This window comes from Blastococcus sp. SYSU D00922 (assembly GCF_054050495.1).
Map to the genome: position 1 here is coordinate 192066 of NZ_JBJGZL010000005.1, position 22648 is coordinate 214713.

The 22648-nt window shown below is 74.1% G+C and carries 22 protein-coding genes; 18 read left to right on the top strand and 4 right to left on the bottom strand.

What is annotated here, in order from left to right:
- Positions 1 to 132 precede the first annotated feature (132 nt).
- From ACI78T_RS09855 to ACI78T_RS09890, 8 genes are all read left to right on the top strand, one after another.
- Positions 133 to 768 carry a YceD family protein gene (locus ACI78T_RS09855; protein WP_456557915.1) on the top strand — a complete coding sequence of 212 codons (636 nt, stop codon included), beginning with the start codon at positions 133 to 135 and terminating at the stop codon, positions 766 to 768.
- 2 nt (positions 769 to 770) lie between these two features.
- Complete coding sequence (gene rpmF, locus ACI78T_RS09860; protein ID WP_246983517.1) at positions 771 to 950, top strand: 50S ribosomal protein L32; 180 nt, start codon at positions 771 to 773, stop codon at positions 948 to 950.
- 50 nt (positions 951 to 1000) lie between these two features.
- Positions 1001 to 1747: a ribonuclease III gene (rnc, locus tag ACI78T_RS09865; protein WP_456557916.1), complete on the top strand. Its 747-nt coding sequence runs from the start codon at positions 1001 to 1003 to the stop codon at positions 1745 to 1747.
- Positions 1748 to 1750: 3 nt separating this feature from the next.
- Positions 1751 to 2626, top strand: coding sequence for a bifunctional DNA-formamidopyrimidine glycosylase/DNA-(apurinic or apyrimidinic site) lyase (gene mutM / locus ACI78T_RS09870; RefSeq protein WP_456557917.1), 876 nt, complete (start codon positions 1751 to 1753; stop codon positions 2624 to 2626).
- Positions 2623 to 2892, top strand: coding sequence for an acylphosphatase (locus tag ACI78T_RS09875; RefSeq protein ID WP_456557918.1), 270 nt, complete (start codon positions 2623 to 2625; stop codon positions 2890 to 2892). The genes mutM and ACI78T_RS09875 overlap by 4 nt, the downstream gene beginning before the upstream one ends.
- A 150-nt stretch (positions 2893 to 3042) precedes the next feature.
- On the top strand, positions 3043 to 3234 hold the full coding sequence (locus tag ACI78T_RS09880; RefSeq protein WP_456557919.1) for a hypothetical protein: 192 nt from the start codon (positions 3043 to 3045) through the stop codon (positions 3232 to 3234).
- A gap of 88 nt (positions 3235 to 3322) precedes the next feature.
- The gene (gene smc, locus ACI78T_RS09885; protein WP_456557920.1) at positions 3323 to 6889 is read left to right on the top strand and encodes a chromosome segregation protein SMC; all 3567 of its coding nucleotides are present in this window, start codon (positions 3323 to 3325) and stop codon (positions 6887 to 6889) included.
- A 53-nt stretch (positions 6890 to 6942) separates the two neighbouring features.
- The gene (locus ACI78T_RS09890) at positions 6943 to 7380 is read left to right on the top strand and encodes a hypothetical protein (protein ID WP_456557921.1); all 438 of its coding nucleotides are present in this window, start codon (positions 6943 to 6945) and stop codon (positions 7378 to 7380) included.
- Here ACI78T_RS09890 and ACI78T_RS09895 read toward each other — a convergent pair.
- Positions 7377 to 8192, bottom strand: coding sequence for an endonuclease/exonuclease/phosphatase family protein (locus tag ACI78T_RS09895; protein ID WP_456557922.1), 816 nt, complete (start codon positions 8190 to 8192; stop codon positions 7377 to 7379). The genes ACI78T_RS09890 and ACI78T_RS09895 overlap by 4 nt on opposite strands.
- A gap of 12 nt (positions 8193 to 8204) precedes the next feature.
- Positions 8205 to 9884: an alkaline phosphatase D family protein gene (locus tag ACI78T_RS09900; protein ID WP_456557923.1), complete on the bottom strand. Its 1680-nt coding sequence runs from the start codon at positions 9882 to 9884 to the stop codon at positions 8205 to 8207.
- 67 nt (positions 9885 to 9951) lie between these two features.
- Here ACI78T_RS09900 and ftsY point away from each other — a divergent pair, with 67 nt between their 5' ends.
- Positions 9952 to 11157, top strand: a complete 1206-nt coding sequence (gene ftsY / locus ACI78T_RS09905; RefSeq protein ID WP_456557924.1) for a signal recognition particle-docking protein FtsY — start codon at positions 9952 to 9954, stop codon at positions 11155 to 11157.
- A gap of 3 nt (positions 11158 to 11160) precedes the next feature.
- Here ftsY and ACI78T_RS09910 read toward each other — a convergent pair whose 3' ends face one another.
- Both ACI78T_RS09910 and nicT read right to left on the bottom strand, forming a co-directional pair.
- On the bottom strand, positions 11161 to 11643 hold the full coding sequence (locus ACI78T_RS09910) for an SRPBCC family protein (RefSeq protein WP_456557925.1): 483 nt from the start codon (positions 11641 to 11643) through the stop codon (positions 11161 to 11163).
- Between the two features lie 56 nt (positions 11644 to 11699).
- Entirely contained in the window at positions 11700 to 12815 is a 1116-nt protein-coding gene (nicT, locus tag ACI78T_RS09915) for a Nickel transporter NicT (RefSeq protein WP_456557926.1), read from the bottom strand.
- Positions 12816 to 13057: 242 nt separating this feature from the next.
- Between nicT and ACI78T_RS09920 the strand changes: the two genes are divergently transcribed.
- The 9 genes from ACI78T_RS09920 to ACI78T_RS09960 all read left to right on the top strand — a co-directional run bounded on the left by ACI78T_RS09920 (position 13058) and on the right by ACI78T_RS09960 (position 22647).
- Positions 13058 to 14407 (top strand): ammonium transporter, encoded by a 1350-nt coding sequence (locus ACI78T_RS09920; protein WP_456557927.1) that lies wholly within the window; start codon positions 13058 to 13060, stop codon positions 14405 to 14407.
- Positions 14404 to 14742, top strand: a complete 339-nt coding sequence (locus tag ACI78T_RS09925; RefSeq protein WP_116453128.1) for a P-II family nitrogen regulator — start codon at positions 14404 to 14406, stop codon at positions 14740 to 14742. Before ACI78T_RS09920 ends, ACI78T_RS09925 begins: the two co-directional genes overlap by 4 nt.
- 92 nt (positions 14743 to 14834) lie before the next feature.
- Entirely contained in the window at positions 14835 to 17222 is a 2388-nt protein-coding gene (locus ACI78T_RS09930) for a [protein-PII] uridylyltransferase (protein ID WP_456557928.1), read from the top strand.
- Positions 17223 to 17290: 68 nt separating this feature from the next.
- On the top strand, positions 17291 to 17482 hold the full coding sequence (locus tag ACI78T_RS09935) for a hypothetical protein (RefSeq protein ID WP_456557929.1): 192 nt from the start codon (positions 17291 to 17293) through the stop codon (positions 17480 to 17482).
- Between the two features lie 69 nt (positions 17483 to 17551).
- Entirely contained in the window at positions 17552 to 19126 is a 1575-nt protein-coding gene (gene ffh / locus ACI78T_RS09940) for a signal recognition particle protein (protein ID WP_456557930.1), read from the top strand.
- Positions 19123 to 20205 (top strand): amidohydrolase family protein, encoded by a 1083-nt coding sequence (locus ACI78T_RS09945; protein ID WP_456557931.1) that lies wholly within the window; start codon positions 19123 to 19125, stop codon positions 20203 to 20205. The genes ffh and ACI78T_RS09945 overlap by 4 nt, the downstream gene beginning before the upstream one ends.
- Positions 20206 to 20224: 19 nt before the next feature.
- Complete coding sequence (locus ACI78T_RS09950) at positions 20225 to 20395, top strand: hypothetical protein (RefSeq protein WP_456557932.1); 171 nt, start codon at positions 20225 to 20227, stop codon at positions 20393 to 20395.
- A 113-nt stretch (positions 20396 to 20508) separates the two neighbouring features.
- Positions 20509 to 22257: a proline--tRNA ligase gene (locus ACI78T_RS09955; RefSeq protein WP_456557933.1), complete on the top strand. Its 1749-nt coding sequence runs from the start codon at positions 20509 to 20511 to the stop codon at positions 22255 to 22257.
- A gap of 48 nt (positions 22258 to 22305) precedes the next feature.
- The gene (locus ACI78T_RS09960) at positions 22306 to 22647 is read left to right on the top strand and encodes a ribonuclease E inhibitor RraB (RefSeq protein WP_456557934.1); all 342 of its coding nucleotides are present in this window, start codon (positions 22306 to 22308) and stop codon (positions 22645 to 22647) included.
- Position 22648 lies beyond the last annotated feature (1 nt).

Here is a 22648-nt window from a genome sequence, read left to right on the forward strand (position 1 = left end):
CGGAGTCACCTCTGCTCCCCGCCGGTCCGTTCCAGGGATCGGGTAGTCTCGTCTCCTGGTCCGACCGCCGGTGGTGCCCCTGAAGGGGTCGTCCCGGCCGGCCTCCTCCCACTGCCTACCGCGAGTACTGACATGTCTGCCGCTTCTCCGCTCCGCTCAGGTGCCGCGTCCTCCGACGCCCGGCGCCCCGCCGCCAACCCCTGGCGCGTCGACCTGCGGGAACTCGGCCGTCGCGCGGGATCGATGCAGGAGCTCGACCGGACCGCCCCGGCGCCCGACGACTGGCGGGTGGAGCTGATCGGCGTGCCCGCCGGCACGGAGGTGCACCTGCACCTGCGCCTGGAGTCGGTCATGGAGGGCGTGCTCGTCAGCGGCGAGATCGACGCCCCCGTCACCGGCTCGTGCGCCCGCTGCCTCGAGCCGATCGAGGACACCATCTCCCTGGACGTCCAGGAGCTGTACGCCTACGAGGGCAGCACCACCGAGGCGACCAGCGAGGAGGACGAGGTCCGCCGCATCGAGGGCGACTTCCTCGACCTCGAGCCGCTGGCCCGCGACAGCATCGTCCTCGCCCTGCCCCTGGCGCCGGTCTGCGCCGAGGACTGCGCCGGCCTGTGCGCCGACTGCGGGCAGCGCCTCGACGACCTGCCGGCCGACCACGCGCACGAGGTCGTCGACGCCCGCTGGGCCGGCCTCGCCGCCAAGTTCGGCACCCCTTCTTCCTCGCCGGGCGCCCCCGGCGAGAGCCCCACCACTGAGGAGAACTGACCGTGGCTGTCCCGAAGCGGAAGATGTCCCGCGCCAACACCCGTTCGCGCCGCTCGATGTGGAAGGCGTCCGCGCCGACCCTGTCGCCGTGCCCGAACCGCGCCTGCGGTGCGCTCAAGCCCCCGCACCAGGCGTGCCCGACCTGCGGCCAGTACGACGGTCGCCAGGTTCTCTCGGTCTGATCGCCGGCTCGACGGTGGGAACGGTCGCCGGGGTGCGCTCCTCCGGGAGCGTGGCTGACGGCCGCCCACCGGGCGGTCCCGAGCACGCCGAGCGGTCCGCCGCCTGGCTGCGGGACGCCCTCGGCGTGCAGCTGCCCGACGGCCTGCTCGGCCTGGCGCTCACGCACCGGTCCTTCGCGTACGAGAACGGCGGCCTGCCGACCAACGAGCGCCTGGAGTTCCTGGGCGACTCGGTGCTCGGCCTGGTCGTCACCGACGAGCTCTACCGCAGCCAGCCGGACCTCCCCGAGGGCCAGCTGGCCAAGCTGCGTGCCTCGGTGGTCAACATGACCTCACTCGCCGGCGTGGCCCGGCGGCTCGGGAACGGCGGGGTCGGGCCGCACCTCCTGCTCGGCAGGGGTGAGGAGACGACCGGGGGCCGGGAGAAGGACTCGATCCTGGCCGACGCCGTCGAGGCGCTGATCGGGGCGATCCACCTCGGCTGCGGCCTCGACACCGCCGCCGCGATCGTCCACCGGCTCTTCGACCCGATGCTGGTCGAGGCCGCCACCCGGGGCGCCGGCCTGGACTGGAAGACCAGCCTCCAGGAGCTCGGTGCCGCCCGCGGTCTGGGCGCGCCCTCCTACCGGGTCGAGGACGACGGCCCCGACCACGCCAAGACCTTCGCCGCCGAGGTCGTGCTCGCCGGGACCGTGTACGGCCGCGGCCGCGGGCGCACGAAGAAGGCAGCGGAGCAGGAGGCGGCCGAGGCCGCCTGGCGGACGCTGTCGCAGGACCCCTCCTCGCAGGACGGCTGAGCGGTGCCGGAGCTCCCCGAGGTCGAGGTGGTGCGCCGTGGCCTCGAGCAGTGGGTCGCCGGGCGCACCGTCGCCACGGTCGAGGTGCACCACCCGCGCGCGGTGCGCCGGCACCTGGAGGGCGCCGACCACTTCGTCTCCGCCCTGACCGGGCGCACGTTCACCGCGGCGCACCGGCGCGGCAAGTACCTGTGGCTGCCGCTCGCCGAGCCGGACGGGGCGTCGTCCGGCCGGGCGCTGGTCGCCCACCTGGGCATGAGCGGGCAGCTGCTCGTGGAGAAGCCCAGCCAGCCCGACGAGACGCACCTGCGCGCCCGGTTCACCTTCGCCGACGGCGGCCGCGAGCTGCGCTTCGTCGACCAGCGGACCTTCGGCGGGCTCGCGGTCGAGGAGAGCGCCGGTGACCAGATCCCCGCGCGGCTGGCGCACATCGCGATCGACCCGCTCGACGACGCGTTCGACGTCGACGGCTTCTCGGCCGCGCTCCGGCGCCGGCGCACCGAGGTCAAGCGGGCGCTGCTCGACCAGACGCTGATCGGCGGCGTCGGCAACATCTACGCCGACGAGGCGCTCTGGCGGGCCCGGCTGCACGGCGCCCGGCCCACCGACAAGCTGACCCGAGCACAGGTCGCCGACCTGCTGGACGGCGTCCGTGACGTGCTGGGGGAGGCGCTCGCCCAGGGCGGGACGTCCTTCGACTCGTTGTACGTCGACGTCAACGGGCAGAGCGGCTACTTCTCCCGCTTCCTCGCCGTGTACGGCCAGGGTGACCGGCCCTGCCCGCGCTGCGGGACGCCGATCCGGCGCGAGTCGTTCATGAACCGGTCGAGCTACAGCTGTCCGACCTGCCAACCGCGCCCGCGCGCCCGCCGGTCATGACGCGGCGGGTCGTCGCCCTGGTCTCCGGGCACGTGCAGGGCGTCGGCTACCGCTGGTTCGTGCGCGGGCTGGCCGAGGCCGCCGGCCTGGCCGGCCGGGCGCGGAACCTGGCCGACGGCCGGGTGGAGGTCGTGCTCGAGGGGGACGACGACGCCGTGGCCGACGTGCTCGCCGCACTCGACGGGCCCCGCGCGCCGGGTGCGGTGACGGCCGTCGACTCCCGTGACGAGCCCGCACGAGGCGGATCGACGTTCACCGCAGAGTGACGAACGCGACATCCCCCCGACACGGGGAGTAGGCATTCTTCGCGTTGACCTGCGTGACGCGGCCTGTCACCCTGGGGATACCACAAGCTCGCGCCGACCGGCATCCGGGGCGCCGGGCTCACCCTCTCGCTCGGAAAGGCCGTTGCAGTCATGGCCAAGGCCCTGTTCGGTCACGTCGTAGCCCCCTCGGAACTCCGAGTAGCCGAGGAGAACGCCGTCCTGCGGGCCAAGGTGCGCCGGCTGGAGCAGGAGCTCGCCGAGCTGCGCCACCAGCGCGACACCGCGATCGCCCACGAGTTGCTGTCGATGGCCGGCGAGAACGCCGAGCCCGCGCTCGCCTGACGGCCGTTCCGAACCCCTCCGTCACACCCGCACCAATACCCCGGAGATCCGGGATTCCGGGGGTTCCCTGGACTAGGGTCCCCGTTCTGTGCACCTCTCCAGCCTGACGCTCAAGGGCTTCAAGTCCTTCGCGTCCGCGACCACGCTCCGGCTGGAGCCCGGCATCACCGCCGTCGTAGGCCCCAACGGGTCGGGCAAGTCCAACGTCGTCGACGCCATCGCCTGGGTCCTGGGCGAGCAGGGCGCGAAGAGCCTGCGCGGCGGCAAGATGGAGGACGTCATCTTCGCCGGCACGGCCGGCCGTCCCGCACTCGGCCGGGCCGAGGTGACGCTGACGATCGACAACTCCGACGGCGCCCTGCCGATCGAGTACACCGAGGTGTCGATCACCCGCCGCATGTACCGCTCCGGGGAGAGCGAGTACGAGATCAACGGCGACAAGGTCCGGCTGCTCGACGTCCAGGAGCTGCTGAGCGACTCCGGCATCGGCCGGGAGATGCACGTCATCGTCGGCCAGGGGCAGCTCGACGCCGTCCTCTCCGGGCGACCCGAGGACCGTCGCGCGTTCATCGAGGAGGCCGCCGGCGTCCTCAAGCACCGCAAGCGCAAGGAGAAGGCGCTGCGGAAGCTCGAGGGGATGCAGCACAACCTCGACCGGCTGGCCGACCTCACCGTCGAGCTGCGCCGCCAGCTCAAGCCACTGGGCCGCCAGGCCGAGGTGGCCCGCCGTGCGGCGGGCGTGCAGGCCGACCTCCGCGACGCCCGCCTGCGGCTGCTCGCCGACGACCTCGTCCAGCTGCGCGACTCCCTCGACAAGGACGTCGCCGACGAGACCGCCGCGCGCGAGCGGCGCGCCGTCGTCGAGCGCGACCTGTCGGTCGTCGCGCGGCGGGAGGCGGAGCTCGAGTCGAGCCTGGCCGCGAGCGCTCCGCGGCTGCAGGCCGCGTCGGAGACGTGGTACCGGCTCTCGGCGCTCGGCGAGCGCTTCCGCGGCGTCGCCTCGCTGGCCGCCGAGCGCCACCGCCACCTGTCCGCCGCGGCACCCGCCGCCGGTGCCGGCCGCGACCCCGACCAGCTCGACGCCGAGGCCGACCGCGTGGCGGTGACCGAGGCCGAGCTCGCCGCCGGGCTGGAGACCGAGCGCAATCGCCTGGCCGCCGTCGTCGCCCAGCGCGCCGAGCTGGAGACCGCCCTGACCGCCGAGGAGCGCGCCTGGGTCGCCGCCGCCCGCGCGCTGGCCGACCGCCGGGAGGGCCTGGCCCGGCTCTCCGGCGAGGTCGCGGCCGCCCGCTCCCGGGTGGCGGCGGGGCAGGCCGAGATCGAGCGGCTCACGCTGGCGGCCGGTGAGGCCGCCGACCGCGCCGAGGTGGCGGTCGAGCGGCTGGCCGAACGCCGCGAGACCGTCGCCGACCAGGAGGACGGCGACGTCGCCCTCGTCACCGCGCACGAGGAGGCCGTCGCCGCCCACGCCGAGGCGGCCCGCCTGGTCGCGGAGCTGACCGAGGCCGAGCGCGCCGCGGAGCGCGACCGGGCATCGTGGCAGGCGCGGCGGGATGCGCTCGCCCAGGGCCTGACCCCGGTCGACGGCGCGGCCGCCGTCCTGGGTGCCGGGCTCCCCGGTGTGCTCGGTCCGGTGGCGGACCGGCTCACCGTGCGCGCCGGCGACGAGGTCGCCGTGGCGGCGGCGCTGGGCGGGATGGCCGACGCGGTCGTCGTCGCCGGCGTGGCCGAGGCCGCGGCCGCACTGGCGCACCTCAAGGACAGCGACGGCGGACGTGCCGGGCTGCTGGTCACCGGTGGCCTGCCGCCGGTCCCGCGCGACGGGTGGCCGGTGCTCCCGGACGGCGCCCGCTGGGCGCTGGACGCGGTCGGTGCCCCCGACGCGCTGCAGCCGGCCCTCGCGCGGTCGCTGGAGCGGGTCGCGCTGGTCGCCGACCTCGACGCGGCCGTCGCGCTGGTGACCACGCACCCCCGGGTCCGTGCGGTGACCGCGGCCGGTGACCTCGTGGGCGCCGACTGGACCGTCGGCGGGCAGACCGACGCTCCGGCGAACCTCGTCGTCCGGGCGCGGGTGGAGGAGGCCGAGGCCGAGCTGGCCGCCGCCGTCGCCCGCGCCGCGGAGCTGGCCGACCGGCTCGCCGGGGCCCGGGCGGAGGCGCAGGCCCGGTCGGCGGACGTCGACGCCGCCGTCGTGGCCCGTCAGGCGTCGGACCGCTCCCGTTCGGCCGTGGCGGCGCAGCTGGCCGAGCTGGGTGCCGCCGCGCGCTCAGCGCAGGCCGAGGCCGAGCGGTCGCTCGCCGCGCGCGTCCGCGCCGAACAGGCGCTGGAGCAGGTGGTGAGCGGCCTCGCGGCGCTCGAGGAGCGGCTGGCCGAGGCGGAGGCGGCGCCGGTCGAGGAGGAGCCGTCGACCGAGGCGCGGGACCGGCTGCGCGCGGAGGTGGCGGCCGCCCGGCAGGCCGAGACCGAGGCTCGGCTCGCCGTCCGCACCGCCGAGGAGCGCGCCCGCGCCCTGCACGGGCGCGCCGAGTCGCTGCGCCGGCAGGCCCGCCAGGAGCGCGCGGCGCGGGAGCGGGCCGCTGCTGCTCGGGTCGCACGCGAGCGCGGGGCGGCCGTGGCGGCCGGCGTCCGGCGCGACGCGGACGCGGCGCTCGTCGCCCTCGGGGGCTCGCTCACCCGCGCCGCTGCCGAGCGGGACGAGCTCGCCGCGTCGCGGGCGGCCGCCGAGGCCGAGCTGCTCGAGGTCCGGGCGCGCGTGCGGACGGCGACCGCCGAGCTGGACCGGCTCACCGACGAGGTGCACCGCGACGAGGTGGCCCGCGCCGAGCAGCGGTACCGCATCGAGGCGCTGGAGGTGCGGGCAGCCGAGGAGTACGGGGTCGACCTGCCGACGCTGGTGGGCGAGTACGGCCCCAGTGCCCCCGTCCCGCCGACGCAGGAACAGGTCGCGGCGGCGGAGGCGGCGGGCGACCCCGAACCGGAGCCGGTGCCGTACGACCGCGCCGTCCAGGAGCGGCGGGCCGCCAAGGCGGAGCGCGACCTCGCCACGCTCGGCAAGGTCAACCCGCTGGCCCTGGAGGAGTTCGCGGCGCTGGAGGAGCGGCACGGCTTCCTCGCCACGCAGCTGGAGGACCTGAAGAACACCCGCCGCGACCTGCTGACCGTCGTGCGCGAGGTCGACGAGCGCATCCACGACGTCTTCGCCTCCGCCTACGCCGACGTGGCGCGGGAGTTCGAGACGGTCTTCGCCACGCTGTTCCCCGGCGGGCAGGGCCGGCTGGTGCTCACCGAGCCGGACTCGATGCTGACCACCGGCGTCGAGGTGGAGGCCCGCCCGCCGGGCAAGAAGGTGAAGCGGCTGTCGCTGCTGTCCGGTGGCGAGCGGTCCCTCACCGCGGTCGCGCTGCTGGTCGCGATCTTCCGGGCCCGCCCCTCGCCGTTCTACGTCCTCGACGAGGTCGAGGCCGCCCTCGACGACGTCAACCTGGGCCGGCTGCTGACCCTCGTGGAGCAGCTGCGGTCGACGTCGCAGCTGATCGTCATCACGCACCAGAAGCGGACGATGGAGGTCGCCGACGCCCTGTACGGCGTGAGCATGCGCGGCGACGGCATCACCGGGGTGATCAGCCAGCGGCTGCGGGAGCTCGAGAGCGCCTGAGCGCGTTCGGCGAGCCGGGACGGCCTCCGGGCGTCAGAGTGGAGCGCGTGGGGATGAACGACGTCCACGCCGCCCGGCGTCCGCTGACGACGACCGAGCGGGCGCTGCTGGACTCACTGCTCGACCACGACTTCGACGGGGTGGAGGAGCTGCGCGTCCAGGCGCGGGAGGCGACCGCGTCGACGGGCTGCGAGTGCGGCTGCGTCACGATCGACCTGCACGTACCCGACGGCCTGCCCGTCTCCTCCGCGTCGAGCCCCGCGCCGGTCGAGGGCACGGTGGTGGACGCCGCAGGGGAGCCGATCGGGGGAGTGCTGCTGTTCGTCTCGCACGGCCGGCTGGCGGGCCTGGAGGTCCACTCCCTCGACGAGCCGCTGGCGACGTTGCCGCCGCCGGAGCGGATCGACTGGGAGACGGTGCCGGACCCGTCCGCGGAGCGCACGTCCTGGTGGCGGCGCGTGCGGTCGCGGCCGAGGCGGCTGGCGACCTAGACCCCCGAGGTCACCAGCAGGTCGACCATCAGCGGGAGGTGGTCGGAGGCGCCGGCCGCGTCGAGGACCTGGGCCGAGGCCACCGCGACCCCGGCGGAGACCCATGCCTGGTCGATGCGGCGGTGCGGCGCGTGCGCCGGGTGGGTGTGCCCCTCGTCCCGCTGCCAGAACCGCCAGCCGGCCTGGTCCTCCCGGTCCGCGGCGAGCTCCCACGCGTCGGTGAAGCGCTCGCGGAGCGGATCGAGCTCCGGCGCGTCGGGGCGGGCGTTGAAGTCGCCGACCAGGACGCCGGCCGCCATGTCCTCGCTGTGCAGCCCGGCCAGCGCCGCCACCTGCTCGGCCCGCTCCTGCGGCGACCGCGTCGTCAGGTGCGTCGCGGTGACCCAGAGCGTCCCGCCGTCCAGCTCGAGCATCGTGCGCAGCGCGATGCGCGGTTCACCGCCGCCGGGCAGCGGGTGCACGTCGCTGACCAGGATCGGCAGCCGGGAGAGCAGCGCGTTCCCGTACTGCCGCCGCGGCTGGTCGCCGGGGCGTGGTTCGTCGATCGCCGGGCCCCAGGCCAGCTGCATGTCCAGCGCGCGCGAGAGCAGCAGCGCCTGGTCGACGTCCTCGCTGCGGTCGCCGAAGTGCCGGTCGACCTCCTGGAGGCAGATGACGTCGGCCTCGACCGAGGCGAGCACCTTGGCCAGCCGCGGCAGGTCGTGCCGCGCGTCCTCTCCGACGCCGTGGTGGGTGTTGAAGGTGACCAGCCGCACCGGGATGGGCGGCTGATCGGGACCAGGGGCCGGCCGCACGCCGTAGTCACCCGTCATGCCCCAAGCCTGTCAGGCGTCGGCCAGGTGCATGTCGAGGACCTCCCGCAGGTCCGGTCGGCCGAGCTCGGTGACCGACAGCACGAAGCGGGCCGAGCGGCCGTCCAGGACCAGCTCGCCGATCTGGTTGCCGAAGAAGGGCCCGGCCTGCTTCTCCCACTCCAGACGGGTCGGCTCCGCGCGCGCCCAGCGCGCCAGGACCTCGGTGAACCGCCTCGCCGTCCGGCTCCAGCCGATCCGGAAGCCGACGCGGATGGGGTGCGGCGCCTGGTTGTGCAACGGGGAGACGGTGAGCTGGTGCACGCGCGCGGTCAGGTCGCCCGGCTGCACGAGCTCGGCGGCGTAGGCGTGGTGGACGTCCCCGGAGAGCACCAGCGCCGTCGACGGCGCGCGGCCGTGGTCGCCCCGGGCCACCCGGGCGAGGGCGTCGCCCAGGCGCTCGAACGAATGCCCGAACGCTGCCCAGTGCTCGAGGTCGGACGCCTGGCGCATCGCCTCGGCGATGCGTCCCCGCAGGCGGCCGTGGTGACGCACGTTGAGCGTCTCGTTCCAGCGCTCGAGGTTGTGGATCGCGTGGGGTAGCAGCCACGGCAGGGAGGTGCCGAGGATCAGGTGCTCGACGCCCTCGTCGACCGCGCGGCGCATCGCGGCCTCGACCCAGGCGAACTCGTCCTCGTCGAGCATCCTGCGGTGCTGCTCCTCGAGCACGCGGCCGGCCCGGCTGTCGATCATGATCAGCCGGGCGTCGCCCCAGTGCCGGACGTAGCTCCACCGGATCGTCGCGGGTTCGGCGTCGGCCAGCTCGGCCATCTCGCACAGCATCGGCTCGGCGTCCCGGGTGGGGTCGTCGGCGCTCATGCCCTGGATGGCCTGCCACGTCTTGTTGTCGGCCAGCTCCTGCGGGCTGAGGTTGCCCAGGTGCTGGTAGACCCAGTAGCTGACAAGGCCTCCGCTGATCCGCCCCGGCCACCAGGACTCGCGGGTGATCTTCTCCCGCCAGGCGGCCGAGGTGTTCCAGTCGTCGATCATCTCGTGGTCGTCGAAGATCATCGAGGACGGGATCGTGGAGAGCAGCCACCGCACCTGGGGGTCGCTCCACGACTCCGCATACAGCCGCGTGTACTCCTCGAAGTCCGCCACCTGCTCGTCCGGGGCCTCTGCGCCCGTGGACCCGTGGCGGTCCCTGCGCAGCTCCAGCCACTTCTTCGTTCCGTGGGTGAGCTCGTCGGCGTAGACCTGGTCCCCGAGCAGCACCAGCGCGTCCGGCCACTCCTCCTCGGGCAGGGTGGCGATCCGCGCCGCGTAGGAGTCCATGGCGTCCGGCGGGATTTTCTCGTCCGTCCCGACCGTGCCGGGGGTGGCGTAGCGGCAGGACCCGAACGCGATCCGGAAGGGTGCCTGCCGGCCGGGCGTGCGGATCCGGCTGGGCGGGAAGGCGGAGTCCTCCGACGGCCACACGAGGACGTCGTCCAGGCGCACCTCGTACGGCGTCGTGCTGCCCGGCTCCAGGCCCTCCACGACCACCAGTGCGTAGTGGTGGCCGCCGACGCAGAACGTCCGGGCGGTGCGCCCCAGCACGTCCACCGTGCACGGCCGGTCGATCTCCACCCAGACGGTGGCCGAGACCGGGTCGACGTGCCGCAGCAGCGGGCCCAGCAGGAGGACCGGGTCCGGGGAGTGGGGGAGGGGCATCGGCCCAGCCTCCACCACGAACCTGTGTCCCGCCTGCATCCCTGCTGCGAGCTGGGAGACTTGGGGCATGGAATTCGTCCTGATCGCCATCGCGATCCTCGTCGTCGCGCTCATCGCCGGGGTCGGCCTGCTGGTCGGCCGGGGACGGCGCACCATGCGCCTGGACGACGACGCGGCGGCCGGGACGACGCTCACCCGGCCGAGGCCTCCCGCGCCGGTCGAGGAGCCGCGCACCGGCGGGTCGACGGCCTCCGGGCTCGGCCTCCCCCCGGAGACCGCGGAGGCGCCGCCGGTCGAGCTGCCGCCCGCCGAGCCGGAGCCCGGCCTGGTCTTCGAGACGCCGCCCCCGTCGGCCGGCCGGCTGGTCCGGCTGCGCTCGCGGCTGGCCCGCTCGCAGTCGTCGCTGGGGCGCGGCCTGCTCACCGTCCTGGCGCGCGAGAAGCTGACCGAGGACGACTGGGAGGAGGTGGAGGAGACCCTCCTGGCCGCGGACGTGGGCATCGCCGCCACCACCCAGATCGTCGAGCGGCTGCGCACCCAGTCGATGGTGCTGGCCACCGCCTCGCCCGCGGAGCTCCGCGAGCTGCTGGTGCGCGAGCTGACCGGCGTCCTCGGGCCCGACATGGACCGGACGCTCGGCACCACCCGCCACGAGGGGCGTCCCGGCGTCGTCCTCGTCGTGGGCGTCAACGGGGCGGGCAAGACGACGACGGTCGGCAAGATCGCCCGTGCGCTGGTGGGCGACGGCAAGAGCGTCGTCCTCGGCGCGGCCGACACCTTCCGTGCTGCCGCCGCCGACCAGCTGGAGACGTGGGGCGAGCGGGTCGGCGTCCTGACCGTCCGCGGCCGCGAGGGCGGGGACCCGGCCTCGGTCGCGTTCGAGGCCGTCCGCACCGGCGTCGAGGGCGAGGTGGACGCCGTCCTCGTCGACACCGCCGGCCGGCTGCACACCAAGTCCGGTCTCATGGACGAGCTCGGCAAGGTCAAGCGCGTGGTCGAGAAGCAGGCACCGGTCACCGAGGTGCTGCTGGTGCTCGACGCCACGACGGGTCAGAACGGCGTCGTCCAGGCGCGGGTGTTCACCGAGGCGGTCACGGTCACCGGCATCGTGCTCACCAAGCTCGACGGGACCGCCAAGGGCGGCATCGTCGTGCGGGTGCAGCAGGAGCTGGGCATCCCGGTGAAGCTGATCGGTCTGGGCGAGGGCCCCGACGACCTGGCGCCCTTCGAGCCGCGTGCGTTCGCGGAGGGGCTGGTCGGCGGCGCCGACTGACGGTCAGCTCGCGGGGAACATCGCCGCCATCTTGTCGAGGCACTGCTCGAGGCCGGCGACGGACAGGTCGCGCGCCTCGTCGGTGCGGTAACCGTGCTCGGTCACGGTCACCTCGGTGCGCCGGCCCGGGACGGGGACGAGGGTGACGACGTGCGGCACCAGGGCCGGCACGCCCGGCGGGGGCGTCGCGGGTGAGCGGTCGGCCTGGACGAAGGCGAGGTCGTACTCGATCCGCGAGGGTGGCCTGATCGACCGGTAGGTCCAGGTGTTCCAGTACTCGCCCCCGCCGAACTCCGCGGGCGCCCGCATGCACAGCAGCGAGCTGCCACCCTCCCGGAAGTCGAGGTCGGCGACGGGGGTCGTGAATCCGGACGGCCCCCACCAGCGGGCGACCTCGGCGGGCTCGCTCCAGGCCCGCCACACCTGCTCGGGCGGTGCGTCCAGGATGCGGCGGGCGACGACGTCGCGCGTGGCGGTATCGGTCATGCCGGTAGGACGACCGCGGCCCGCCGGACTCATCGGAGGGAGGGGGCGGACCCGGCTCAGGTCTCGGCCGGCGCCGTCCAGCGCTCCTCGATGCGGCCCAGGCGCCACACCGCCAGCGCGACGGCCCACGCCAGCACGAACAGCCCGACGATCGCGAACCCGACGTAGCCGAGGTCCAGCGAGGCCACCCACGCCAGCGGTCCCGAGTCGATGCCGAGCCGCTCGACGAGCAGGCCGACGAGCACGAGCAGCCCGATGACGAGGGCGACCGTCACCGACAGCAGGGTGACGGCGAGGTTGTAGAACACCTTGCGGATCGGCTTGAGGAAGGCCCATCCGTAGGCCCGGGTCATCAGCACGCCGTCGGCGGTGTCGAACAGGCTCATCCCGGCGGCGAACAGCACCGGCAGCACGAGGATGGCGTACCAGGGCAGGACGAAGGCGGCCGAGCCCGCGGCGAGCACGAGCAGGGCCACCTGCGTCGCGGTGTCGAAACCGAGCCCCATCAGGAGGCCGACCGGGTAGAGGTGCCAGGGCTTGTCGACGCGCCGGACCACCCGCCCGAGCAGCCGGGTGAGGAAGCCGCGGTTGTGCAGGTGCCGCTCGAGCTCGGCCTCGTCGAAGGTGCCACCGCGCATCCGGCGGAAGACCTTGACGATCCCGACGGCGGCCCCGAGGTTCATCAGCCCGATGACGAGCAGGAACGTGCCGGCGACCAGGGTCCCGACCAGTCCCAGCGTCTGGCCCACCTCGTTGTCCTCGTTCTGGACGACGCCCGCCACCCCGCGGACGCCGGCCACCAGGAGCAGGCTCGCGGCGAACACGACCGACGAGTGGCCGAGGGAGAACCAGAAGCCGGTGCTCACCGACGACCGCCCCTCGCCGACGAGCTTGCGCGTCGTGTTGTCGATCGAGGCGATGTGGTCGGCGTCGAACGCGTGCCGGACGCCGAGCATGTAGGCCGTCAGCCCGACGCCCACGCCGAGCACCCCGGTGCTGCCCAGCTGGTAGTCGTGCGGGGCGACGGCGAAGACCAGGACGCCCCAGCCCAGGACGTGGAGCAGGAGGACGAAGCCGGCCATCCCGGCGATCGACCGCCGCTCCTGCGGGCTGAACCGCGAGGACGGGGCCGACGGGCGCACGAGCGGGGCCACCGCGCTTCGTGGGGTCACGCGGCGACCCTACTGCGAACTGTTCGCAACAAGCCTGGCGGGCGGTGGGTCCGACGTGGCCTCCGCCACCGGGAGGGGCGTCCGCAACGTGGACGCAACGCGGACCGGTGACACGCGCGGCGGAGTTCACCGTTCCGAAACAAGGCGACGACGGCCCCGGAAACACGGCGACGGCACCGTGAACGCCACCAGTCACCCGCTCGTTACGGCCGCCCGGCCGACGACCCACTCAGGAGGTTGCCGTGGTCAACACCGGCGACACCGCCTGGATCCTCACCAGCGCGGCGCTCGTGCTGCTGATGACCCCAGGCCTCGCGCTCTTCTACGGCGGCATGGTCCGCGCGAAGAGCGTGCTGAACATGATGATGATGAGCTTCGGCGCGCTGGCCCTGATCAGCGTGCTGTGGGTCCTCTACGGCTACTCCGTCGCCTTCGGCAACGACGTCGGCCTCGGCCTGCTCGGCGACCCGGGTGAGTTCTTCGGCCTCAAGGGGCTGATGGAGGACACCACCAGCGAGGCCGGCGGCCTGCCGACCATGGCGTTCGTGGGCTTCCAGGCCGTCTTCGCGATCATCACGGTCGCGCTGATCTCCGGCGCCATCGCCGACCGCGCCAAGTTCGGGGCGTGGATGGTCTTCGCCGGCATCTGGGCGACGATCGTCTATTTCCCGGTCGCGCACTGGGTCTTCGACTTCACCCTCACCGACGACGACGGCACGGTCACCCACACCGGCGGCTGGATCGCCAACAACCTGGCGGCGATCGACTTCGCCGGTGGCACCGCGGTGCACATCAACGCCGGTGCGGCGGGTCTGGCCCTCGCCCTCGTCCTCGGCAAGCGCCGCGGCTTCGGCCGCGAGGCCATGCGGCCGCACAACCTGCCGCTGGTCATGATCGGCGCCGGCCTCCTGTGGTTCGGCTGGTTCGGCTTCAACGCCGGTTCCGCGCTGGCCGCCAACAACACCGCCTCGGTGGCCTGGGTGAACACGCTGGCCGCCACGGCCGCCGCCACGCTCGGCTGGCTGCTGGTGGAGAAGGTCCGCGACGGTCACTCGACGTCGCTGGGTGCCGCCTCCGGTGTGGTCGCCGGTCTGGTCGCCATCACGCCGGCCTGTTCCGCGGTCTCGCCGGTCGGCGCGATCATCCTCGGCGCGATCGCCGGTGCCCTCTGCGCCCTCGCCGTCGGCCTGAAGTACAAGCTGGGCTACGACGACTCGCTCGACGTCGTCGGCGTCCACCTCGTCGGTGGCCTCTGGGGCACCATCGCCATCGGCTTCCTCGCCGACCCCGACGCCCCCGCCGGCGTCGAGAGCCTCTTCTTCGGCGGCAGCGTCGACCAGCTGTGGCGGCAGGTCGTCGGTGCGGTCGCGGTCCTGGCGTTCTCGTTCATCCTTACGCTGGTGATCGGCATCGCCATCCAGAAAACGATGGGCTTCCGGATCACCGAGGAGGACGAGGTCACCGGCATCGACAACGTCGTGCACGCGGAGTCCGGCTACGACTTCGCCTCGCTCGGCAGCAGCGGCTCCACCGCCCCACTGGCCGGCCAGGCGCGTGCCGAGGCCCGGAACACCGAGAGGACCCTGGCATGAAGCTCGTCACCGCCATCGTCAAGCCGTTCAAGCTCGACGACGTCAAGAACGCCCTCGAGCTGATCGGCATCCAGGGCCTGACCGTCAGCGAGGTCCAGGGCTTCGGCCGTCAGCGGGGCCACACCGAGGTCTACCGCGGTGCGGAGTACCAGGTGGACTTCGTCCCGAAGGTCCGCATCGAGGTCGTCGTCAGCGAGCTCGACGCCGCGCGGGTGGTCGACGCGGTCGTGGAGGCCGCCTCGACCGGCCAGATCGGCGACGGGAAGGTGTGGGTGACGACGATCGACGAGATCGTCCGGGTCCGCACCGGCGAGCGCGGCGACGACGCGCTCTGAGCAGCTGAACACCCGTCGGCCGGGGTGGTGGGATCTCCACCGCCCCGGCCGACGCTCTTCCCACGACGGCGCAGTTCTGCGAGGAGGACGACGTGCTGGACCCGGAGGCACTGCCCGGGATGACCCGCCCCGAGCGCGTCCAGGCCGTCGACGCGTGGCTCGGTGACCTGCTCGCCGACGCGGTGGGGGGCACGCCCCCGCCCAAGCAGCGGCGCGGGGGACCGCCCCCGCTGACCGGCACCGACGGCGTGGCCCTGGTCGCGGTCGGCAGCCTCGGCCGGCGCGAGCTGCCTCCGCACGGGGACCTCGACCTGGTCCTGGTCCACGACGGCCGGCCGGAGATCGCCGCCATCGCCGACGCCCTCTGGTACCCGGTCTGGGACGCCGGCCTGCGCCTGGACCACTCGGTGCGCTCGGTGTCCGAGGCGGTGTCCGTCGCCTCCACCGACGTCAAGGCGGGGCTGGGGTTGCTCGACGCCCGGCTGGTCGCCGGCGACGCCGAGCTCGCCACCCGGCTGCGCACCGCCACCCTGGCCAGTTGGCGCCAGGCGGCGTCGAAGCTGCTGCCCCAGCTGCGCGACCTGCGCCGCGACCGGGCCCGCCAGCTGGGCGAGCTCGCCTTCCTCCTCGAGCCCGACCTCAAGGAGGCCTACGGCGGCCTGCGGGAGGGCCAGGTGCTGCGCGCCGTCGCCGCGGCGCAGCTGGGTGACGAGCCGGGGGAGGAGCTGGAGCAGGCCTACGCCTTCCTGCTCGACGTCCGCGACGAGCTGCGGCGGCGCACCGGGCGGCCGAGCGACGTCCTCGTGCGCCAGGAGCAGCGGCCGGTGTCGGTGGCCCTCGGCCTGGCCGACGAGGACGCGCTGCTGCGCGAGGTGAGCCTCGCGGGCCGTCGGCTGGCCTTCGTGGTCGACGAGACCTGGCGGCGCGTCGAGGCAGCGCTGGTCCGCCGTCCCCGCGGGCGCTACCGCCGGGTGCGCCGGGAGCCGCTCGCCGAGGGCGTCGTCCGCCAGGGCGACGAGGTGGTCCTCGCGCAGGGGGCCAAGCCGGCCGCGGACCCGGGCCTCCTGCTGCGCGCCGCCGCGGCGGCCGCGCGGGCCGACCTCCTGCTGTCGCCGTACACGCTCAAGGTGCTCGCCGTGCACACGCCGGCGGTGCCGGAGCCGTGGCCGGCCGAGGTCCGCTGGTCCTTCCTCCGCCTGCTGGCCAGCGGGCGGTCCGCGGTCCCGGTGCTCGAGCAGCTCGACCAGGAGGGGTTGCTCTCCCGGCTGATCCCGGAGTGGGACCGGGTGCGCTCCCTGCCGCAGCGCCACCCGTGGCACCGGTTCACCGTGGACCGGCACCTGATCGAGGCGGCGGCGGCCGCGTCCGAGCTCACCCGCGACGTCGACCGTCCCGACCTGCTGCTCGTCGCCGCGCTGCTCCACGACATCGGCAAGGGGTGGCCCGGGGACCACAGCGAGGTCGGGGAGCCCATCGCGGCCGCGATCGCGGCCCGGATGGGCTTCGGCGAGGCGGACGTCGCGACGGTGGCCACCCTGGTGCGGCACCACCTGCTGCTGCCGGCCACGGCGACCCGCCGCGACATCGACGACCCCGCCACGATCGACCGGGTCGCCGCGACCATCGGCTCCGACGCCGCCGTCCTCCAACTGCTGCACGCGCTGGCCCAGGCCGACGGGGCGGCGACCAGCGCCTCGGCGTGGTCGCCGTGGAAGGCCCACCTCGTCGCCGGCCTGGTCGCGCGCGTGCAGGGCAAGCTCGGTGGCGGACCCGTGATCGCCCCGGAGCCCGTGCTGAACCCGACCGGTGCCCAGGTCGTCGCCCCGCTGCCCGACTCCGCGGACGCCGCCGGCGCCGTGACGGTGGGGATCCAGGACGTCGCCGACGGGCAGCAGGTGACGGTGCGCGCGCCCGACCGGCCGGGGCTGCTCAGCACGTGCGCCGGCGTGCTCGCCCTCAACCAGCTCGACGTCCGCGCCGCCAAGATGACCGTCGAGGACGGCTACGGGACGGGCGTGTTCGCCGTCCGGCCGCGGTTCGGCCGCGCACCCGTCCCGGAGATCCTGGCCGACGCGGTGCGGGCCGCCCTGGAGGGCACGCTGCCGCTGGCCGACCGCCTGCGGCAGCGGGAGGCCGACTACCGGCAGGACGGCGGCCGGACGGCGCCGCCGCGCATCTCCTGGCACAACGGCGAGGTGAGCGGGGCCGCCACCGGCATCGTCGAGGTGCGGGCGGCCGACCGGGCGGGGCTGCTGTACCGGCTCACCGCCGCGATCACGGGGGAGGGGCTGGACGTGACGTCGGCCCTGATCGAGACCCTCGGCGCGGACGCGGTTGACTGCTTCTACGTGTGCAACCCGTCGGGTTCCCCGGTCGAGCCGGAACAGCGCCGCCGGGTCGACGACGCCCTCGTGGCGGCCACCCTCGGTGCCGCGGCGGACCCGCTGGACACCGCCGACACGCCGAGTCGCCTGCGGTGAACTGTCGGTAGGCCGTGCGAACGTCGGGCGACCGGGACGGAACGGTCCCCCTGACGAGAGGAGCCTCCGTGGACACGCGACTGTGGCCCTGCACCCCGTGCGGGGAGATCACGGTGTTCGTCCAGCCGCCGTGCGCCGACGGTCACACCGACGACGGCGGGGAGTGCCCCGAGTGGGCCTGCGCCGACTGCGGCTCGGCCGTGGTCATGGGCGAGCCGGCCGAGGCGGCCGACGTCGTGCGCGCCCGCATCGCCGCCTGAGCGCAGTCGATACCCTGGGGTCAGGTGGTGCGGGTCTCCCGCGCCCGTGACTTCTGCTGAGGACGTGCTGTGTTCGAGACCCTCTCCGACCGCCTGGACAAGGTCTTCACCGGCCTGCGTGGCAAGGGCCGGCTCACCGACGCCGACATCGACGCCACCGCGCGCGAGATCCGCATCGCGCTGCTCGAGGCCGACGTCGCCCTGCCCGTGGTGCGGGCCTTCATCGACGCGGTCAAGGAACGCGCCCGCGGGGCCGACGTCTCCCAGGCGCTGAACCCGGCGCAGCAGGTCATCAAGATCGTCAACGAGGAGCTCATCGCGATCCTCGGCGGCGAGACCCGCCGCATCCGGCTGGCCAAGCAGTCGCCGACGGTGATCATGCTCGCCGGCCTGCAGGGCGCCGGTAAGACGACGCTGGCCGGCAAGCTCGGCCGCTGGCTCAAGGAGCAGGGGCACGCCCCGCTGCTGGTCGCCGCCGACCTCCAGCGCCCGAACGCGGTCAACCAGCTGTCGATCGTGGCCGGCCAGGCCGGCGTCGACGTGTTCGCCCCCGAACCGGGCAACGGCGTCGGCGACCCCATCCGCGTGGCCGCCGACTCCATCGAGCACGCCCGGCGCACCATGCACGACGTCGTGGTCGTCGACACCGCCGGCCGCCTCGGCATCGACGAGGAGCTGATGCGGCAGGCCGCCGGCATCCGCGACGTCGTCCAGCCGGACGAGACGCTGTTCGTCGTCGACGCGATGATCGGTCAGGACGCCGTGACGACGGCGGAGGCCTTCCGCGACGGCGTGGGCTTCACCGGCGTCGTCCTCACCAAGCTCGACGGCGACGCCCGCGGTGGTGCCGCCCTGTCGGTGCGGTACGTGACCGGTCAGCCGATCATGTTCGCCTCCACCGGCGAGAAGCTCACCGACTTCGACGTCTTCCACCCCGAGCGGATGGCCTCGCGCATCCTCGGGATGGGTGACGTGCTCACCCTCATCGAGCAGGCCGAGAAGACCTTCGACGCCGAGCAGGCCGAGCGGATGGCCGGCAAGCTCGCCTCCCGCGAAGGCTTCACGCTCGAGGACTTCCTCGAGCAGATGATGGCCATCCGCAAGATGGGCCCCATCGCCAACCTCCTGGGCATGCTGCCCGGGGCCGGCGCGATGAAGGAGCAGATCAAGAACATCGACGACCGCGACCTCGACCGGACGGCGGCGATCATCCGCTCGATGACGCCGGAGGAGCGGGTCAACTCCAAGATCATCAACGCCTCGCGCCGCGTGCGCATCGCCAACGGTTCGGGCGTCAGCGTCACCGACGTGAACCAGCTGCTGGAGCGCTTCGCCCAGGCCCAGAAGATGATGAGCCAGATGGCCGGCAGCATGGGCCTGCCGGGCATGGGCCCCATGTCGAAGAAGCAGCGCGGCCGCCAGATGCAGGCGCAGTCGAAGAAGGGCAAGAAGGGCAAGGGGAAGGGCAAGGGCGGTCCGGCCCGCCGGCCCGTCGGCGCCCCCGGCCTGCCCCCCGGCGCCGGTTTCCCGGGTGGCGGCCTGCCCGGCGGGATGCCGCAGCTGCCGCCGGGGATGGGCCAGGGCCTGCCCGACCTGACGAAGCTGAACTTCGACCAGTTCAAGGACGGCCGGCCCGGTCAGTGACGCCCTCCTTCCACCTGGCCGGGGTGGTGCTCCCCGAGGGGGAGCACCGCGACGTCTGGGTGCGCGAGGGGCGGTTCACCCTCGAGCGCGTGCCCGGCGCCGAGACGATCAGCACCGGGGGCTGGCTGCTGCCGGGTCTGGTCGACGCCCACTGCCACGTGGGCATCGGGATGGGTGGCGCGCACGTCACCGACCTGGACGGGCTCCGCGAGCAGGCGCTGGCCGAGCGGGCGGCCGGCGTGCTCGCGCTCCGCGACTGCGGCTCGCCGGTCGACACCCGCGCCCTGGACGACGAGCCGGACCTGCCGCGGATCATCCGGGCCGGCCGGCACATCGCCCGCACCCGCCGCTACATCCCCGAGCTCGGCATCGAGCTGGAGCCCGACGACCTGCCTGCCGAGGTGCGCGTGCAGGCCGGACGCGGGGACGGCTGGGTGAAGCTGGTCGGCGACTGGATCGACCGCGGCGTCGGCGACCTGGCACCCGAGTGGCCCCGCGACGTGCTGGAGGCCGCGATCGCCGCCGCCCACGAGGCCGGCGCCCGCGTCACGGCGCACACCTTCGGCACCGATGCGCTGCCCGACCTGATCGGCGCGGGCATCGACTGCATCGAGCACGGGACCGGGCTCACGGAGGAGCTCATCGGCGAGATGGCCGCTCGCGGCACCGCCGTCGTCCCCACCCTGGTCAACGTGGAGAACTTCCCAGGCTTCGCGGCGGCGGGGGAGAAGAAGTTCCCGACCTACGCCAGCACGATGCGGCGGCTGCACGCGAACTCGGGCGCCGTCGTCCGGGCGGCGTTCGAGGCGGGTGTGCCGGTGTTCGCCGGCACCGACGCCGGTGGCGGCATCGAGCACGGCCGCATCGCCGACGAGGTCCGGGCGCTGCACGACGCCGGGCTGCCTGCGGAGGCGGCGCTGGCCGCCGCGTCGTGGTCGGCCCGCTCCTGGCTGGGCCTGCCGTGCATCGAGGAGGGGGCCCCGGCCGACCTGGTGGTGTTCGACGCCGACCCCCGGGCCGACCTCGACGCGCTGGCCCGACCGGGACTGACGCTGCTGCGCGGCCGCGTCGTCGGCTGATCACTGGTTGGCTGGGGGCATGGTCGCGCCACTCCCGGAACCGGACCCGTTGATCGACCCGAACGAGCCGGTGCCCGACGATCCCGGTGAGCTCCTGCCGGACACCCCGGACACGTTGCCGCCGCCGCCCATCGAGCCGACGCCGGAGGACCCGGGCGGCGACCCGGGCGGGGTGCCGGAGCCGGCCTGAGTCGAGTGTCGGGTTGCTGTCGCCATCGGCCGCTGATGACGACGACAACCCGACACCCGCCGCGCCCGCGGGGCTGCGGATAAGGGTTTCCGCGCGCCTGGGAGACTTCTCCCGTGCTGTTGCGGATGTCGACCCTGTTCCTGCGGACCCTGCGTGACGACCCGGCCGACGCCGAGGTCCCCAGCCACCGCCTGCTCGCGCGCGGTGGCTACATCCGCCGTGCCGCGCCCGGCGGCTTCACCTGGCTGCCGCTGGGCTTCCGCGTCTTCCGCAACGTCGAGCGCATCGTCCGCGAGGAGATGGACGCGATGGGCGCGCAGGAGGTGCACTTCCCGGCGCTCCTGCCCCGCGAGCCCTACGAGGCGACCAACCGGTGGACCGAGTACGGCCCCAACCTCTTCCGGCTCAAGGACCGCCGCGGCAACGACTTCCTGCTCGGGCCCACGCACGAGGAGATGTTCACGCTCCTGGTGAAGGACCTCTACGGCTCCTACAAGGACCTGCCGGTCTCGCTCTACCAGATCCAGACGAAGTACCGGGACGAGGCGCGTCCCCGCGCGGGCCTGTTCCGCGGCCGCGAGTTCACGATGAAGGACAGCTACTCCTTCGACGTCGACGACGCCGGCCTGGACCGTTCCTACGCCGCGCACCGCGCCGCCTACATCAAGATCTTCGACCGGCTCGGCCTGGACTACGTGATCGTGTCGGCGATGTCGGGGGCCATGGGCGGCTCGAAGAGCGAGGAGTTCCTGCACCCCACGCCGATCGGCGAGGACACCTTCGTCCGCTCGCCCGGCGGCTACGCGGCCAACGTGGAGGCCGTGTCCACGGTCGTCCCCGAGCCCGTCCCGCTCGACGGGCTGCCCGAGGCGCACGTCGAGGACACCCCCGACACCCCGACCATCGAGACGCTGGTCGCCGTCGCGCAGGAGATGTTCCCCGGCGCCGGCTACACCGCGGCCTCGACGCTGAAGAACGTCGTCGTCACGCTGGTGCACCCCGACGGCACCCGCGAGCCCCTGGTCATCGGCCTGCCCGGTGACCGCGAGGTCGACGCCAAGCGGCTGGAGGCGCAGGTCGCGCCCGCCGAGGTCGAGGCGTTCACCGACTTCGAGGGCAACCCCGCCCTGGTGAAGGGCTACATCGGCCCGCAGGTGCTCGGCGCCGAGAGCGAGTCGAAGATCCGCTACCTGGTCGACCCCCGCGTCGTCCCCGGCACCCGCTGGATCACCGGGGCCAACGAGCACGGCAAGCACGTCTTCGACCTCGTCGCGGGCCGCGACTTCACCTGGGACGGCGTCATCGAGGCCGCCGAGGTGCTGGCCGGCGACCCCGCTCCCGACGGCTCCGGCCCCCTGGAGCTCGCCCGCGGCGTGGAGATGGGCCACATCTTCCAGCTGGGCCGCAAGTACGCGGAGGCGCTCGACCTCAAGGTCCTCGACGAGAACGGCAAGCTCGTCACGGTCACCATGGGCTCGTACGGCATCGGTGTCTCCCGGGCCGTCGCGGCGATCGCCGAGTCCACCCACGACGAGCTCGGCCTGGTCTGGCCCCGCGAGGTCGCGCCCGCCGACGTCCACCTCGTCGCCACGGGCAAGGACGCCGCGGTGTTCGAAGCGGCGGAGGCGCTGGCCGCCGAGCTGGTCGGCGCCGGTCTCACCGTGCTGTACGACGACCGGCCCAAGGTCTCACCCGGCGTCAAGTTCAAGGACGCCGAACTGCTCGGGATGCCGACGATCGTCACGGTCGGCCGCGGCCTCGCCGAGGGCGTCATCGAGATCCGCGACCGTAAGACCGGTGAGCGCGAGGAGGTGCCGGTCGCCGAGGCCGGTGCCCGCGTGCTGGCCGCCGTCCGCGGCTGACGGCGCGGCCTCCCCGGGCACGGGGAGGCCGCGTGGTCGACTGCCGCCGTGCCGAACGACCTGGACGCGCAGCTGCAGTCGACCGCCCAGCTGGTCGAGGTGAACCTCGGGTACGGCGACCAGGTGGACCGGCCCCGCCGGCTGGACCACCTGGCCGGCTTCCGCTCGCGGTCCGCCGCGCTCGCCGCCGCGGGTCAGCTCGAGGCGCTCGGCTACGAGATCGACGCCCTGCAGCGCCGCTGGTTCACCGTCTGGCTCGCGTTCGGCAAGGAGACCCCGGTCGACCACGGGAGCGCCGCGGCGTTCACCCGTGAGGTCGTGGGCGTCGTCGACCGCAACGGCGGGACCTACGACGGCTGGAGCGGGTTCCTCGTCACCGAGGACGCCTGAC

Bases quoted from the DNA above. Each gene is read 5' to 3' on its own strand.
- ACI78T_RS09925 (WP_116453128.1), top strand. From the start codon at position 14,404: ATGAAGCTCGTCACCGCCATCGTCAAGCCGTTCAAGCTCGACGACGTC.
- ACI78T_RS09855 (WP_456557915.1), top strand. From the start codon at position 133: ATGTCTGCCGCTTCTCCGCTCCGCTCAGGTGCCGCGTCCTCCGACGCC.
- ACI78T_RS09890 (WP_456557921.1), top strand. From the start codon at position 6,943: ATGAACGACGTCCACGCCGCCCGGCGTCCGCTGACGACGACCGAGCGG.
- ACI78T_RS09910 (WP_456557925.1), bottom strand. From the start codon at position 11,643: ATGACCGATACCGCCACGCGCGACGTCGTCGCCCGCCGCATCCTGGAC.
- ACI78T_RS09880 (WP_456557919.1), top strand. From the start codon at position 3,043: ATGGCCAAGGCCCTGTTCGGTCACGTCGTAGCCCCCTCGGAACTCCGA.
- ftsY (WP_456557924.1), top strand. From the start codon at position 9,952: ATGGAATTCGTCCTGATCGCCATCGCGATCCTCGTCGTCGCGCTCATC.
- ACI78T_RS09900 (WP_456557923.1), bottom strand. From the start codon at position 9,884: ATGCCCCTCCCCCACTCCCCGGACCCGGTCCTCCTGCTGGGCCCGCTG.
- ACI78T_RS09895 (WP_456557922.1), bottom strand. From the start codon at position 8,192: ATGACGGGTGACTACGGCGTGCGGCCGGCCCCTGGTCCCGATCAGCCG.
- ACI78T_RS09950 (WP_456557932.1), top strand. From the start codon at position 20,225: ATGGTCGCGCCACTCCCGGAACCGGACCCGTTGATCGACCCGAACGAG.
- ACI78T_RS09875 (WP_456557918.1), top strand. From the start codon at position 2,623: ATGACGCGGCGGGTCGTCGCCCTGGTCTCCGGGCACGTGCAGGGCGTC.